We start from the raw sequence: 16637 nt of genomic DNA, 5'->3' as shown, positions 1-16637 counted from the left end.
TAGACATGTTAACGGTAACTATTTTAGTGGTACTTGGTATTGGTTTACTTGCATTAGCGAGCAACAAACATTTCAAACTAGTAGGGTGGTTGTATGAAAATAAAAAACGCCATACGCGTAAGGTTGATGGCAAAAAATTTATTCAAAATGGCCTGCGTATAAGTGGTTGGCTATTGGTGGTAGGGTCTTTAATAGTCGCGGTTAATGCTACGCCTTCGCTGGCGATATCACTTGTTTGGTGGTTTAGCCTAATAAGTGGTGCTATTTTTTTAGTGGCGTTATCAATTAACAAATAATAGCCAATACTATTACTTTTTTTAATTTACTCCGAAAAATTGTTGTCACACTTTTGCTGCAGCGCGTGACTATAGATTAAAGAGGAGTGAAACCATGAAATTTTTAAACTTAATTACGCTATTTTCTGCCGCCATATTGTTAATTAATTCAGCGACCCTACACGCAGAAGATACCTCTGCGTTAGCCACTGTACCTGTCACCGTTTACGAACAAATTGATAGCGCCAAGACGCAAGTCCCCAGCACTCAAACCCCTAGTACTCAAACCATAAGCAGGAATAATGACAGCAGTTCCAACAAGCCTATCAAACATGATGAACTAAACGTGTTATTTATACCTGGCTTAATGTCTAACGCTTCAGTTTGGTCAGAGTTATCCCACGAGCTTGGTAGTTACTATAAGGGGCAATATCGAAGCCACTTTGCCCAAGTGGCGGGTTTTGCGGACAACAAAGTTTATCCAAATAATCGGTTATCAAAAATTACCGCTGCGCTGGTATCGTATATTGAAAATAATAACTTAAATAATGTGATAGTCGTTGGACATAGCATGGGAGGTCATATTGCTTACCAGCTTGCACTTGCGCTACCAGAAAGAGTAAGTAAAGTGGTCTCAGTAGATGGCCTGCCTTTTATTACCCCTATTTTTACTCGTAGTAATAAGGTCACAGCAGCACAGGCAGAACCTTATGCAATGAGCGTTAAATCACAGTACGCTAATATGAATCAAGAGCAGTTAAGCGCGTATACACGTCAAGGTATCCACGTTCAAACGACCAGCGAATTGAACCAAGCTAAAGTGCTGTCTATGGCATCAAGTTCGCACCCAGAGACAGTGGGGCAAATAATGGCAGACTTGATGACATCCGACTTACGGTCGGCTATAACCTCCAGTAATACTCCTATACTATTTCTCGGAGCCAGTGGCGGGTTTAGTGATAATGACAGTAAAGAGATGGTTAAACAGTTATACACAGAACAATTTGCCAATGCTAAGCAAGCAAAAGTGGTGATGAACACACAATCTCGTCATTTTATTATGTACGATGATTTGCCATGGTTACTGCAACAGACAACACAGTTTATAGGAAAGGAGTAAGCGCATGGATGTGTATTCTTCAGATGTCATTGCCGCGCAAAGTGGAGATATTAAAGCTTTTGAGCGCTTAATTAATGCAAGCAAAAATACGGTAAGTGCAATTGCGCTTGGTATTGTAAAAGACATGGATGCTAGCGAAGACGTAGCGCAAAAAGTATTTATTAACTGTTGGCAAAATCTATCTACTTTGACCAACCCCAAAAGCTTTATGCCTTGGGTACGCCAAATGGCGCGTTATATGGCCATTAATTATCTACGAGACAATAAAGTTTCGAAATCGATAAAAGGTGATGAGGGCGAAAATATACTGGCAAGTTTCTGTAAAAGTGACGATGCGCTGGAAACTAAGATATCAGACGAGCAAACAAAGAAAATAATCGCAGCCCTTATAGATGAACTGCCATCGGATAGTAGAGAAGTGGTGTTGTTATATTATCGAGAGCAATGTTCTACAAAACATGTCGCGCAATTACTTGATATTTCTGATGCTGCAGTAAGAAAAAAGCTTTCGCGAGCACGAGCCATGCTTAAAACCCTAACGCTGGACAAATTCAGTCGCATTATTATTGCCACAACGCCTACGGTCACATTTACTTCAATGACGCTAACCTTATTAGCTAACCCTAAATCTGCAACTGCGGCGGTAGCCGTAGGGGCTACGGGAAGTGCTTCTAAAGGCGGTGTATTTAACAGTCTTTGGAGTAAAGTGTTGTGGGTATTTAGTGGCGCTATGTTAGGTGCGCTTGTTGCCATGGTAGCGGTAATTGCATCACATAAGTTAGCCGAACGTCACATGAAACATGAGCCTGATAAGAAAAAACTTAAGCGGGTGCGTAATTACACCTTAGTGTGGATTTTTGTTTGGGGTATGCTATTTGCGGCCTCTTATGAATTGTCTACTGGATTTATAATTCCATTGTTAACCTACTGCGGGTTTGGTGCAGGTATCGCAATTTTAACAAAGCGGGCTCATCAGATTATTTACTCGACTTCGCAGAAACTAAATACGCCATCTTCCGATATAAAGTATGAACAGCACGGACAGCTCAAAGGGGAAAACATTCAATATGAGCAATCAATGAATGTTTCTAACATGCTAGGTCTTTACGGTGGTCTTATTCTTGGTTTTATAGGGTTAATCGCAGGGCTGATTAATAGTGGGCGATTGGTAATAGGTTAATCTGCTTCACGTACTTCCAGCGCTTCAATATTGATAATAGTAGAGCGGTTTAGGGTTATCTTAAATCGCTGTACTTGCTGGTGCTTTTGCTTGTCAGTATGCATGAGCACTACATTTATTTGATAGCGTCGCTCTACAGCCTGCTTAGTAATTTTATTGTTTTCTAGCGAATACAGCCTACCTTCGCCTTTTTTGAGAAAGCGAACAAAAGGGGTGAGGTTAAAATAAATACGCTGTTGTATATCATCGTAACCTGGCAAGAAGCTTTTCGCATTTACGCGAGTGTCACTACGAAAATGTAACAGCTGAGCGGCTTGTTTGTTTTGCTGCCTACGGGTTTGATACAGTCTATCAACCTGCTTAGGTAAATCTCTATTACGAATGTATTCAAGCCAAATAGTTTGGGTGGCTATTCTGCTTTTATTTACGCTGTGGCTATAAATAATTTTCCACTTCGGTAAACCTTTTTGAATACGCCTCCAAATTACCCGCGTAATGTCTTCTTTAAAGATTTCCCGTAGCCCATAAATAACCCCCAGAATACCTACGAAGGCCACCGTCACCTCAGTGAAATTAGTACGAGCGTTTAGCACTAAAACCATCACTGCAGCCATGATCACAGCGGTTACCGTACCTTTAACCAAGCGGTTTAAATAAGTATTAAGGCTTTTCGTTTTCTTTTGAAATACCACACCGTATTCAATTAAACGCTGTAATAGCCGCATTTTGTTCGTAATGCGGTTTGGGTCATCTAACGTAATCTGCGAATTGTACTGATTATCTGCGCGGTACTGACTTTCTCGTCTACAAAAATCGAAAAGAAATTTCCGCTCACTGGAATAATCGCTACTTTTAGGGGCAGAGGATAATAGCTTTAAAAAAGACTGCTCTACCTGCCAACTCAAATAATTATCGGCATTCTCAAAATACGCCCGGAGTTTTTCGTCAGAAGGGGTGTAGCGCCTAAGTTTTTTTAACAGATCTGAGGTTTGCTCTGCTAGCACGATAGCTTGAGGATAAAACGTTTTGCTATCTTTAATCTTCAGCGTTTGCTTAACGTCTGTGTCGAGTGCGGTACGGATTTGATACGAGTATAAGTTTAAATTTAAGCGGTAATCACTTTGCTCGCCTTTTTTCTGACTGATAAAGCGGCTTCGAACCAAAGGAACATGCAACTGATCTGAATAATAGGCGCTGTGGTTTTGAATACTGTGGTGAAAATACTGTTCTTCGGTAAGGGTCTTCGAGCTAATACCCATTTCATCAGGCAGTGAAAAAAACAGGTCGAGACGCTGATGATCACTCGGTAATAGCTGATAATCGACTCTAAAAGACAGGTTTTCATCTTGCGTGAGTTTAATTTTGTGCACTTAGGTAATTTTCGCCTTATTCATCACTGTGTTACCGCTTCTTACGAAAGTATGCACTATTTTGGTTTTGTTACGAAGAATACTACGAATTAAATTGCACTAATATCGCCACTGATAGCACGCTACTACACGTTGAAACCATTCGAACTAAACAATTCTGTCTGTCCACTTATGAAATACTCTTATGAAATAAGACTAACTTCTTCGGATTTTTCTGGTTGTTTTGTAATCTTCTTATAGGCTGGTACTTAGTGTAAGGAATTGTTCGTGTTCAATCTAATCGGTAATTCTAAAAAGCGAATGTTCTCGAAGGCCATGATAACTACCCCTTTAAATTGTATATAAATAAATCTAAATCGAAAGAATTAAGCTAATAAAACAGCGTATTGTGCGCATTTTAACCTTTGTGTTTGGGTTCAAACAAAGCGCCTTAGATTTAGCTCAAATCATTTTTAAATAAATTCAGCCTTTGTCAACGTTGAATTATTAGTGTTAATCCCTTAGTATTTATTTTTATTGAACGATCAATTAATAAAAAATACACATTTCTCAGATAGAGTTAGATTTCTTTTTTAGTCTTCAATACACAATAGAGGGGCTTCTTTAATCTATCTTTCAGTTAGCCGCTGTATAACGGTTGCAAAGCATTTGTAGGCGTTAGTGAAAACGCTGTTTGTAAACGTTTTAAGCATAAATAACGGATTCAAGACGTTAATTAAGCGGTATGTGTGTTATTTCGAGCGATCAGGCCTGCGTGAAGCGGTAAGCACGCCTGACGAAGTAAATTTGAACAATATCAGTGGGTTCTAAGCTGCTGATAGTTATCAAAATAGGTTTAATGTGACGACTCCAGTTTATCAAAATTTTATTCACGGCAAGTTCATTGCTAATAGCAGTGGTGAGACGTTTGCGGTTAAAAACCCTGCTACCGACGACGTTATTTACCATGTTGAAGTGGCAGACGAAGCGGTACAACAAGCGGCAATAGCAAGCGCAAAAGAAGGCTTTGCTATTTGGTCTGCTATGACACCGGTTGAGCGCAGCCGTATTCTATTAAAAGCGGTAGCGTTACTTCGTGAACGAAATGATGAGCTGGCTAAAATTGAAGTGCTAGATACCGGTAAACCTTGGCAAGAAGCCGAGTGTGTAGACGTTGTAACCGGTGCTGATGTCATTGAGTACTTTGCTGGCCTTGCTCCTACGCAAGTAGGTCAACAGCAGATGGTAGGCGACGACTTCTACTATACACGTAAAGAGCCACTTGGCATTTGTGCAGGTATTGGTGCCTGGAACTACCCATTACAAATTGCATGTTGGAAGTCTGGCCCAGCCTTAGCGGCAGGTAACGCCTTACTATTTAAACCTTCAGAAGAAACACCATTAGGTGCTATTAAACTTGCTGAAATTTTCTTTGAAGCGGGCGTACCCGCTGGCGTGTTCAATGTTGTACAAGGTGCAGCAGAAGTTGGCCAATGGTTAACCCAACACCCAGATATTGAAAAAGTGTCTTTTACTGGCGAAGTCGGTACAGGCAAAAAAGTAGTGGCGAATGCAGCCGGTTCATTAAAAGACGTCACCATGGAACTTGGTGGTAAATCGCCATTGTTGGTGTTTGAAGACGCCGACGTATCGCAAGCAGTAAGCGCAGCCATGCTGGGTAACTTTTATACCCAAGGTGAAGTTTGCACAAACTGTACACGGGTTTACGTGCATAAATCGGTATACCAAGCCTTTATTGACGAACTTAAAACCCGTACAGAACAAAACATAGTGGCTGGCGACCCGCTCGATCCAAACGTGAATTTAGGCGCACTTATTTCTAAAAATCACCAAGACTTAGTGATGAGCTACATCAATAAAGGTGTTGAAGAAGGCGCTACCGTGCTAACGGGCGGTACAACGCTTAACCCTGAATCAGCGCCAAACGGCTACTTTGTAGCACCTACTGTATTCACCGATTGCACCGACGAAATGACTATTGTTAAAGAAGAAATCTTTGGCCCAGTCATGAGTGTGTTGGTGTTTGAAGACGAAGCCGATGTTATTCAGCGTGCTAACAATACCCACTTAGGTTTGGCTGCAGGTGTGTTTACCAAAGATATTAAACGGGCACATCGCGTTATCCATAAGCTGCAAGCCGGTATTTGTTGGATAAACAGCTATGGTAATTCACCGGCTGAAATGCCAGTGGGCGGCTATAAGCAGTCTGGTATTGGCCGCGAAAATGGAATTGAAACGCTAGATCACTACACCCAGACCAAATCTGTATATGTGGGCATGACCGACATAGAGAGCCCGTTTTAATGAGTAAGCAAGCATATGATTACATCATAGTGGGTGCTGGCTCTGCAGGGTGTGTGTTGGCTAACCGACTATCAGAAGACGCAAATAATAACGTGCTTTTGCTAGAAACCGGCGGCAGTGATAAAAGCATTTTTATTAAAATGCCCACGGCGTTATCTATTCCCATGAATACCGACAAATATGCATGGCAGTTCCACACCGAAGAAGAGCCGTTTCTAGATAACCGCAAAATGCATTGCCCACGAGGTAAGGTATTGGGTGGTTCCTCATCAATTAACGGTATGGTGTACGTTCGCGGCCATGCAAAAGATTTCGATGAGTGGGAAGAACACGGCGCCCAAGGCTGGAACTACCAAGCTTGTTTACCTTATTTTCAAAAAGCCGAGTCATTTTATTTAGGTAATGATGACTACCGTGGTGGAAAGGGCCCTTTAGGGGTTAACAATGGCAACGAAATGGCCAACCCTTTATACACCGCCTTTATAGAAGCGGGAAAGGAAGCGGGCTACGCTACAACGGCTGATTATAACGCCGCCCAGCAGGAAGGCTTTGGTCCAATGCACATGACCGTGAAAGACGGCGTGCGCAGTTCGGCTAGCCGTGAATACCTAGACCCGGTTAAATCGCGGAAAAACCTAACGCTTGTTACCGGTGCCCTGGCTGAAAAAGTCATACTTGAAGGTAAAAAAGCGGTGGGTGTGCAGTACAGCGTAAACGGTAAACGTGTTACCGCAAAAGCCAATAAAGAGGTGGTGTTAAGTGCCGGTTCTATTGGCTCGCCACACCTTTTACAACTTTCTGGCATTGGCGACAGCGAAACGCTTAAAGCAGCAGGCGTTGACGTTAAGCACCATTTGCCAGGGGTAGGGCAGAACCTACAAGATCACTTGGAGTTTTACTTTCAATATAAGTGCAAACAGCCTATTACGCTTAACGGTAAATTAGGGCTGATTTCAAAAGGACTAATTGGTGCACGTTGGATGCTTACCCGCAAAGGGTTAGGCGCCACCAACCATTTTGAGTCTTGCGCGTTTATTCGCTCGAAGCCTGGTGTTGAATGGCCAGATATTCAGTATCACTTCTTACCAGCGGCCATGCGTTACGACGGGCTCAGTGCCTTTGATGGCCATGGTTTTCAGGTGCATGTTGGTCACAACAAGCCTAAAAGCCGCGGTGCCGTTACTATTAAAACGGCTAATCCTACCGACGCACCCAAAATTCAATTTAACTACTTGCAGCATCAAGACGACATTGAAGGCTTTCGTGCCTGCGTGCGTTTAACCCGTGAAATCATTGAACAAAGCGCGTTTGACGACTACCGAGAAGATGAAATTCAACCTGGTAAGCATATTCAAACCGATGAAGAAATTGACGCCTTCGTGCGCCAAGCGGTTGAAAGCGCTTATCACCCGTCTTGCTCGTGCAAAATGGGTGAAGATGCCATGGCAGTAGTGAATTCCAATACGCAAGTACATGGTATTGAGAGCCTACGTGTTGTGGATTCTTCAATTTTCCCAACAGTACCTAATGGCAACTTAAACGCGCCTACCATTATGGTGGCAGAAAAAGCGGCTGATTTAATACTGGGCAAGCCTGCGCTAGCACATTCACCGGTTAACGTTGCTACATCAAATAATTGGGAAACGGTTCAGCGTAATTCAACGATTTAATCTGAGCGGCCTACACGTACCAAAAAGGCATTTTTGGTACGTATGAAAAATATAACAACAGGAAGAAAGATGAAGCATTATCGATTGTTTTGGGGAGGTAGTAATGACCTTATGGCTTAATGCTGGGATCATTTTCACCCTATTAGCCATTGTGGTTATTCTTGTTAAATGGGGAAATGTGAAGTGTATCGGTGTCACCCCGGTTAGGCTTTTCACTTTTATCGCCATTCTATTTACCTCGGGCCTAGACGTTGGCCTAATCATGTTTCCGCTTACCGAGTTCGGTGGCTATGCAAACATAGCAGCGAACCCTGAATACGCCTTTACTAACCCTATTGCCATTGAGTTTGGCTATTGGGGCTTTCTAATATGGGGCTTTTACTTTCTTACCTGTTTTTATTTTTGCGTGGTAGAGCCCAAGGTTAAGTTCTTCGAAATACCACTGGTTAAATTCATTAATAACGTGGTCATTATTGGTACCTGCGCCTTTACCGCATTTTTACTACTGTCGAATTTACCCTGGTATTTACCCGCTATCGGCGATGGCGAGTCCATCATACCTACTTTCTATTTCGTCGTGTTCGCGGCTATCTGTTTTGCGGTTTACTCCAGTACCGACATTAAATATGTACGGTTACTGAGTATCTCTACAACGTGGTTATTTATCGCGTTAATTGGCTTCATGTGGGCGGGCGCCTTTTTGGGAAGTGACAGCCAAATTGCCGCATTTACACATAATTTGGAACTCATAGGCAGTTACTTTGGAAACATTGAACACTTCGTGTTGCCGCTAAACGAATACCACGAGTTTTACTTATTTTGGTGGTTCGCATGGAGCATCATGATTGGGCAGTTCACTTCGCGTTTTGTAGGAGGTTTACGCACCTATCAAGTGCTAGGCGCCATGCTGATATTCCCTTCAATACCTATTGCGGTGTGGTTTAGCGTTATTTATCAATATCACGAAGCTGGCATACCCACCACTGGTTTGAAGAACTTTGCGATGGCCTTTGTAGGAATTGTATTTGTTATTAACTCGTTAGATTCGCTTATTCGCTTGTATACAGACAATTTAAATTTAACGGTGAAGCGCTTCGGAAGGGTTAAGTACATTGCTATGAATGTAGCCATGCTTTCCTTACTAACTCTGCTGTTTAAATTAGAGTTTTTACAAATTCAGTGGGTAGGTGCATTAGTCATCGGCCTGTTTTTCAGCTGCGCATTTTTCATGCTGTACCGTAAACCAAAAACCGTAAAAAATATCGATAGTTCTCCTGAAGACAACGAAATCGATTTTACAAAAATAGATTCAGGGCCGTAAGAGCCTCAAATAAAAACATCACTATCTATCTAATAACAGAAAATAAAACACAACACACAACGGGAGTTTTATGAACACTTATGTGCCAAAAAAACGAAGCTTAATCGCTTTATCTGTACTTGCAGCGACGTCATTAACGTCAATGCATGCGCTAGCTCAAGAAGCAGAAACGCAAGCAGCTGAAGAAGACAAAGATGTTGAATCAATATTAGTAACTGGGCGTAATGTTTCATACGCTAACAGTGCAACTTCAACAGAAATGAAAAAGCAACAAACCCCGATGACTAGCGCATTGGCACTTATAGACAATTTGCCAGGTGTATTGGTAACTGAAGGCGACCCGTTTGGTTCTGATGAATGGTCTACTACGATTTCAATTCGTGGTTTTCAGGTTAACCTTGACTCTCAGCAAATTGGGATGACCGTTGATGGCATTGCCAACGGTAACTCTAACTACGGTGGTGGTACTAAAGCCAGCCGATATATTGATACCGAAAACTTACGTGGCACTGTTGTTTCACAGGGTACCGCTGACATTAGCTCTCGTTCGAATGAAGCTCTTGGTGGAACAATGGATTTTACTACCATTAGACCTGCGCTGGATGAGCAATTAACAGTAAGTACTACATTTGCAGAATACAACGCCAGTAAAGTGTATGTTCGTTACGATACCGGCGAGATTGCTCCAGATACGTTTGCATGGATTTCGTTATCTACTCAGCAAAATGATGATTACATGGATGGGTCAGTGACTAATACCCGTGACCATTTAGAAGGTAAAATCATTAGTACAGTTGGTGAAGTAGACCTTACTGGCTACGTGAGTTACGACGATGCACAAGAATACACCTATCAACGTGTTTATGGGTTAGCCCAGTATGCTCAAAACCCTGAATGGGATGGACTAACTGATACGTGGTCTGGTATTCCTTATCAAGATCAGGTGTTTCGCGAAGGGTGGGTTACCGAGCGTGAGAACTTCTTCACCTATCTAAAAGCCGATTTCTCAGTGGGAAGTGTTGATTTTAGTACTAACGTTTATTATCACGAAAACGAAGGTACTGGTAAGTGGAACCCATACTATATTGCCGATGTAACTGATGACGGCGCGGGTAATGCAAACTCTGAATTAAATACTTCAAGCACCGTAAACGGCGGCAGCACCCTAGGCCTAATCTATTTTGTTAATAGTGCTGGTGAAGCCCTTTCACCTATTGATAACTGTGTCAGTTCAATCAGTTCACCTTACGGTGGTGGTGGCGCTGAAGTTGATCCAAATTGCTATGAGCAAGGCGCTATTGCAGTTAGCTCTAACCGTCATACACATTATAACAAAAAGCGCTACGGCATTAACGGTGACTTCGTATGGAACACAACCATTGCCGATATGGACAACGTAGTTCGTGGTGGTTTTTGGTATGAAGATTATCAGCGTGACGAATACCGCGATTGGCACAAAACCATTGATGCTTCAACAAGCGCTCGCTACGAAAACACCCCTTATTGGATTCAGTACGACCGAGAGTTTCCTGTTGAAACCCTTATGTACTATGTTGAAAACGAACTTGATGCAGGGTTTGCGAAAATTCGTTTAGGGGCAAAGCAGTTTAACGTTGATGTGTCTAAAGAAGACCAATTTACCCCTGAAAATAACTTAGATATATCGTCTGACTCAGATGTACTTATTTCTGCTGGTTTCGTTGCACCATTACCGGTTAACGGTTTAGAGCTTTTCGGTGGATATGCAGAGAACTTTGCAGCGGTTAAAGATGCGGTATTAGAGCGTGACGACACTGATATCAGTACGGTAGAGCCAGAAACCGCAGACAATATCGATTTCGGTTTGCGTTATTCAACGCCTGGATTCAACGCAAGCTTAACGTATTACACGATTGAATTTGAAAACCGCATTACCTTTGTAAGTAACGAAGACGTGAATGGTATCGATTTCTTAGAATCTGCTGCAGGCGGCTACATCAATGACGGTGGTATTGAATCTGATGGTATTGAAGCATCAATTGATTACAGCATTACCGATTCATTAGGCATCTATGTTTCATATACTAAAAACGACTCGACTTATACTGACGAAGGCGTAAGCGGTAATACCGTGATAGGTTCGCCAGAAGATATGGCTGTGGTTAGTTTTGATTACACCAAAGGTGATTTTTACGCTGGCTTTAGCACAAAATATGTTGGTGAGCGTTTCTTAGACCAAGCTAATACACAAGAAACTGACTCTTACATTGTAAGCGACCTGTATTTAGGTAAAACGGCTTACGACATTGGCGGTAGCATTGATAGCGTAGAGCTAAGCTTTACTGTAAACAATGTGTTCGATGAAGATTACCTTGGTTCTATTGCTGCAAACGCTGGATGGATTGGTGCCCCTCGCATCGCTTCTTTCAACGTGCGCGTTGCGATGTAATTCAAGAGGTGTAAAAGCGCTATTCAATAGCGCTTTAGAATAAAAATAATAAAGCCGCAACCAGGCTTACTGGCTGCGGCTTTATTCTTAAATATTTTCGCATGGTTTACGTACTAACGCGCTATTGCTGTCTTTTTCATGCGCCATTCACTCAAACGACTTGTATTACCACATAAGGTGTTTTCATGAAGTTTTCGACGCTAAGTCCTGCATTATTGGGTATTTCATTACTGGTATCGGGGAGTCTTTTATCACATGCAAGTCATGCCTCGGTTAGTATCACAAAAGGGAAAACGGCTATTCCACATGGGAATGCTATTTCCAACGAAGATTTAACCATTCAAAACGATAAACTCGCATTCGCTATTGCAGTAGATTCAGCGCCGCCGTGGGGCGTAGCAAGAGGCTGTATAGTTGACATTGCCAATGTGAAAGAGGATGGCACGCTTAGTAACGACCGCGTTGCGTTTGCCGATTTCATCCCAAATAATTGGTCAAGCTGGCCTAATACCTACACTAAAATAGATATTCTTAAAGATACTGCTCAAGAAGCGGTCGTGAATATTAAAAGAGACTTTGGCGAAACTGAAATAAGCACAACGTACAGCCTTTCTGAGGGCTCAGATCTTATTCATGTTGAAACCACAATGACCAATAAAGGTGATAGCGATATTGACGCGCTTTCAGGCTACACCTTATGGCCAGATTCCGGATACAAATTTGCTGTTCCTCGTAGCCACACTACCGAAAAATCATCTGAAAATGTATGGTTATCAGACCGTTTCGTGGGTTATGACGAAGAATGGGCGGTTGCATTGCACGCCCCTTATATGCGTGAAACTAAAAATCAGTCGCGTGATTTATACGCGGCACATACACTTAGTCCTTCACAAAGTATGACTTTTTCGGGTGATTATCAGGTATTGCCCCGTGGTAACTTAGCGCCCGTTGTGAGTGCCGAAATAAAGCGAAAGGCGCTTAAAAGTGGAACAATAGCAGCGCACGTAAGTACACAGGAAGGGCAAGCCGTTGAACAAGCCGCCATTGTAGTGTCACAAAATGGTGTGCCTTATATGTGGGCCATGGGGAACGGCAAGAATGTGGATTTCACGCTGCCGGTAGGCGACTATGAAGTTTACGCTACGGGCAAACAACATTCAGACAGTAAAACGCGACTGATTACCGTTGAAGAGAACGTGACTCAGAAACTCTCATTCGATGCGCTACGCGCCCCGGGTAAAATAAGCCTTAATATTACCGACGCAAAAAGTCAGCAGCCCATAGATGCAAAAATTAAAATAGAGCAGGGCAATCAACCACTCATCGAATATTTAGGGGCACGAGCCTTCTTCACCGACCTTGATAATATTGGCAACGCCGTATTTGGTTTGGCACCAGGGGAATACGAATTAAGCGTTTCACATGGCGCGGGCTTTAACGCTAAAAGAACTTTGATTTCGGCAAGCGTTAATGCAAATGAAACCACGACTTTAGCAAGTGCTATTGATGTAAAAACGTACCCTACGAAATACGGTTGGTACGCAGGCGACCTGCACCATCATGCCGATGTATTAGAAGGGTCAACAAACCCGACAAATCTGGTGCGTTCTCAACTAGCCGCTGGGTTAAACGTGTTATTTGTAAGTGATCATGATTCCACTAAAAATAACGACACCATTCAAACTCTAGCCGATGCACGCGATGTGCCCTTTATACCGTCTATTGAAGTGTCGCCGTCTTGGGGTCATTTCAACGCATTTCCTATCGATAGTGGCGCGCAATTAACGGTCGATCCAGGTGTAGATGATATACATACCATTATTGAAGATGTGCGGCGTATGGGCGCTACCGTTATTGCGTCAAATCACCCCTACATACCTTATGGCTATTTAAGCAGTTTAGATAAAGGCACAGCGCCGGGCGGCTTTAACCCTAGCATAGATTTATTTGAGTTAAATGCCGTGGTGAATAACGAGCCAACTATTAATAAAGCGCATCAGTTTTGGAATGAAGGGTTACCCTACTATTTTACCGCGGGATCAGACACTCACGATGTGTTAAACCAAACCAGTGGTTTAAATCGGTTGTTTGTGTATACCGGCAGTAAACCGACAGCTAAGGGCTTCGCACAGGCCGCAAAAGATGGCCATTCATACGTATCTTTTGGCCCTGTGATTTACCCTAAAAACGTAATGTTTGGCGATACGTTGAAGCTAGCAAAGGCACAAGCGCGAACGATTACTTTCGATTTGGTGGCGGTAAATGGGCTTAAGTCGGTGCAGTTGATTGGTAGTGATAGCGCTGCCACTGCTACCGATACGCAAAGTGCCGGGAACAGCGTAGTGCTTGAAGATAAAACGCTTACTGGGGATCACGACTCCGTTAGCTTTGAAGTTCCACAAGTTTCGGGCTGGGTAGCGTTAGTGGTAGAAGACAACGAAGGCCGTAAAGCCTATACCAATCCCATTTGGCTTGAGTTGGTTGATGAGAGCCAGTTTTAGTAGTTGATATTGAAAGTGGGGTCAGAGTGCTTTTGCTAGTAAAGGTATTCTGACCTCATTTCTTCAGTTCTTATTCGTTAATTAATAGAAAAGCTGATAAAAACGACTGCCCCTAAAGGTCTTCTAAATGCTCGCGACCAATCACTCGGCTAATTTCTATTTGGTTGCAACTTTCAATTGTACGAAAATAAATTGTGTGCACACCGTACACACTTCTGCGATATCCTGGACGAATGTGAGAGACTTTCGGGTAGGTGGCCGGTGTATGTGCTATCTGATCCAGACGAATTTCTAATCCGCTTAAGTACTTGGTAGCCTGATTGACTCCAAATCGGTCAATACCAAAAAGAAATAGACGTTCAATATCGTCCGCAGCATCTGGCGATAGCTTGTACTTAGCCACGGTTAGCCTTTCTTATTAAGAGCAGCTTGTTTTATGTCTTCAATGCTAAGCTTGCTGTAGCCTTCTTTTTCAATTCTTTGTTCGGCTTGAATCAGTAATGCTCTAGTGCGAATTAAATCGGCCTCTTCTTCTTTACGTCGCTGCCGTATAAGATCATTAATCACTTCACTGTGGCTTGCATACTCTTGGCTTTCAACTTGAAACTTGAGCCACTCTGCATTGGGTTCATTAATACTGATACTTTGACGATTAGCCATATAAAAACTATAGTTTGGTGCGTTATAGGTTCAATTATACACCAATTTTAATAATGCAAAAGCGTCTCGGTTTTAGCGACGTAAACAATAAGCCCCGAACCTTTTAGGTTTGGGTTTTCGTATTTAGTGAAGCAAGTGAGTATTATAGATGTGTGGGGAGTCAAAAGGCACTTTATGCGCCTAAACTACCCCACTATTACATAACTTAGCTAGTAGCAAGGGCAGGATTGCGATTACGCAGTTGTAAATAACTAAGCGCCCACATGATAAACCCACCAAAGAAAAGCATAGCCGATACATAGCCTGTTTCGTTGAAACTAGCGCCCGATGCCAATAGTGCGCCGCCCAGCATTGGGCCAATAGCATTTGCCGTATTAAATGCGCACTGCACAAGCGCACCTATCATTGCATGCCCCGTGGGTGAAACATCTAACAACATCGACTGAATAACGGCGGCTAAGCCCACGCTTGCACCAAGCAGAAATACCGTAAGGTAAAGCCACCAAATATTACTTGCCGCAAACACATATATAACAGACACCCCAACACTGCATAGCAACGCAATACCTGTGGTACGAAGAGGAGATTTGTCAGCCAGTTTACTAATAAACCAATTACCGATAGTGGTACCAATACCAAACATCATCATGGCAATCGAAATGGTTACTTCTGGCGAGTTAGTCACGTTTAATATGGTATCGGCAAGGTAGGTATAAATACAAAACACACCACCAAAGCCAACAAATATGATGCCTGAAATTGACCATACGAGTTTGTTCTTAAGCACGCCAAACTCTTCCCGTAAGTTCGTTGGCGTGGTGACTGGGCTGCTAGGCACGAACATATAAATAAGTGCGATGGTGATGAGCGCAAGGGCCGCGACTAGCGCCATACACACTCGCCAACTCATATTTTGCCCTATCAGGGTTGCCATGGGCACACCGACAATAGTGGCAATAGTTAAACCAGCAAACACCATCGACATATAGCTGGCGCGTTTACCAGCAGGAGCCATACTAGCGGCAATCAATAACGCAGTACCAAAATAAGCGCCGTGGGGCAAACCAGACAATACACGATAAAACACCAACTCTGGCAAGCTAGAGGCGATAGCACTTAAGCCATTAGCTATACACATCATTGCTGCAAAGATGATCAGAGAAGTGCGTCTGTTGGTCTTGTTAGTCAGTAACATAAACGACGGCGCGCCAATGACCACACCAATGGCATAGCCGCTTATTACATTGCCGGCCATTGATGGCGTGACAGCATAAGTTTCGGCGATAAGAGGTAACATCGACATAGATGAAAACTCTGTAAGCCCTAAAACAAATGTGCCCAGCGCCATTACGAAGATAGGCCAAACTACGGCGCTTGGGTTTGAAGGTGATGCAGACATAAATACCTTAAAATTTGATGGTGAGGAATAATGTAAGCCTCAGCAATCACAAATACGTTGTAAGAAATTGCGCGATAGAAAGCAATTAACGTATTTACGTTAACGTTCGATACAGCAACTTGGTGTAGTAGGGATGTTTTGAGCCAAAGGAAACCTAGAGATAAACCGGTATTCGCATTAAGCAATGAATTCTTATTAGGAAAGGTATTATATGCTAGGAATGCATCATATTTCTATTGCTAGCGCCACAGATAGCTTAGTTTTATCGGTCAAGTGCCCAGATAGCTTTTTTAGTTATTCACTCACCGCAACATTTTTGATAGCAATGTAGGAAAAACATAAATTAGTGAGTTACTTTTTCCATCATTAAAAAGTAAGGAAAAGCGCATTCGGATTTGAAAGAGAAATA

Annotated in this window: 12 protein-coding genes; 8 read left to right on the top strand and 4 right to left on the bottom strand. The window is 42.7% G+C overall.

Annotated features, from left to right (window positions below):
• The first annotated feature begins 5 nt into the window (after positions 1-5).
• From C7Y69_RS08230 to C7Y69_RS08220, 3 genes are all read left to right on the top strand, one after another.
• Complete coding sequence (locus C7Y69_RS08230) at positions 6-296, top strand: DUF3325 family protein (RefSeq protein WP_013783856.1); 291 nt, start codon at positions 6-8, stop codon at positions 294-296.
• A 94-nt stretch (positions 297-390) separates the two neighbouring features.
• The gene (locus C7Y69_RS08225) at positions 391-1395 is read left to right on the top strand and encodes an alpha/beta fold hydrolase (RefSeq protein ID WP_126872369.1); all 1005 of its coding nucleotides are present in this window, start codon (positions 391-393) and stop codon (positions 1393-1395) included.
• Positions 1396-1399: 4 nt separating this feature from the next.
• Positions 1400-2575: an RNA polymerase sigma factor gene (locus C7Y69_RS08220; protein ID WP_013783858.1), complete on the top strand. Its 1176-nt coding sequence runs from the start codon at positions 1400-1402 to the stop codon at positions 2573-2575.
• On the opposite strand, the gene C7Y69_RS08215 is transcribed toward C7Y69_RS08220, so the two are convergent.
• The gene (locus tag C7Y69_RS08215; RefSeq protein ID WP_126872368.1) at positions 2572-3945 is read right to left on the bottom strand and encodes a hypothetical protein; all 1374 of its coding nucleotides are present in this window, start codon (positions 3943-3945) and stop codon (positions 2572-2574) included. The genes C7Y69_RS08220 and C7Y69_RS08215 overlap by 4 nt on opposite strands.
• 840 nt (positions 3946-4785) lie before the next feature.
• Here C7Y69_RS08215 and betB point away from each other — a divergent pair.
• From betB to C7Y69_RS08190, 5 genes are all read left to right on the top strand, one after another.
• Positions 4786-6249, top strand: coding sequence for a betaine-aldehyde dehydrogenase (gene betB / locus C7Y69_RS08210; RefSeq protein WP_013783860.1), 1464 nt, complete (start codon positions 4786-4788; stop codon positions 6247-6249).
• Positions 6249-7919 carry a choline dehydrogenase gene (betA, locus tag C7Y69_RS08205; protein ID WP_126872367.1) on the top strand — a complete coding sequence of 557 codons (1671 nt, stop codon included), beginning with the start codon at positions 6249-6251 and terminating at the stop codon, positions 7917-7919. Before betB ends, betA begins: the two co-directional genes overlap by 1 nt.
• A 103-nt stretch (positions 7920-8022) precedes the next feature.
• A complete protein-coding gene (locus C7Y69_RS08200; RefSeq protein ID WP_126872366.1) occupies positions 8023-9240 on the top strand; it encodes a BCCT family transporter in 1218 nt (405 codons plus the stop codon).
• Between the two features lie 70 nt (positions 9241-9310).
• Entirely contained in the window at positions 9311-11668 is a 2358-nt protein-coding gene (locus C7Y69_RS08195) for a TonB-dependent receptor domain-containing protein (RefSeq protein ID WP_126872365.1), read from the top strand.
• Between the two features lie 185 nt (positions 11669-11853).
• Positions 11854-14169 (top strand): CehA/McbA family metallohydrolase, encoded by a 2316-nt coding sequence (locus C7Y69_RS08190; RefSeq protein WP_126872364.1) that lies wholly within the window; start codon positions 11854-11856, stop codon positions 14167-14169.
• 112 nt (positions 14170-14281) lie between these two features.
• Here the strand turns inward: C7Y69_RS08190 and C7Y69_RS08185 are convergent, their stop codons facing one another.
• The 3 genes from C7Y69_RS08185 to C7Y69_RS08175 form a co-directional block, all read right to left on the bottom strand.
• Complete coding sequence (locus tag C7Y69_RS08185) at positions 14282-14572, bottom strand: type II toxin-antitoxin system RelE/ParE family toxin (RefSeq protein WP_013783865.1); 291 nt, start codon at positions 14570-14572, stop codon at positions 14282-14284.
• A 2-nt stretch (positions 14573-14574) separates the two neighbouring features.
• On the bottom strand, positions 14575-14829 hold the full coding sequence (locus C7Y69_RS08180) for a type II toxin-antitoxin system ParD family antitoxin (protein WP_013783866.1): 255 nt from the start codon (positions 14827-14829) through the stop codon (positions 14575-14577).
• A gap of 205 nt (positions 14830-15034) precedes the next feature.
• The gene (locus tag C7Y69_RS08175; RefSeq protein ID WP_013783867.1) at positions 15035-16228 is read right to left on the bottom strand and encodes an MFS transporter; all 1194 of its coding nucleotides are present in this window, start codon (positions 16226-16228) and stop codon (positions 15035-15037) included.
• Positions 16229-16637 lie beyond the last annotated feature (409 nt).

The sequence above is a fragment of the Alteromonas sp. KS69 genome (assembly GCF_003989595.1).
Classification (GTDB): domain Bacteria; phylum Pseudomonadota; class Gammaproteobacteria; order Enterobacterales; family Alteromonadaceae; genus Alteromonas; species Alteromonas naphthalenivorans.
This window is presented reverse-complemented; position numbering and strand designations above follow the sequence as displayed.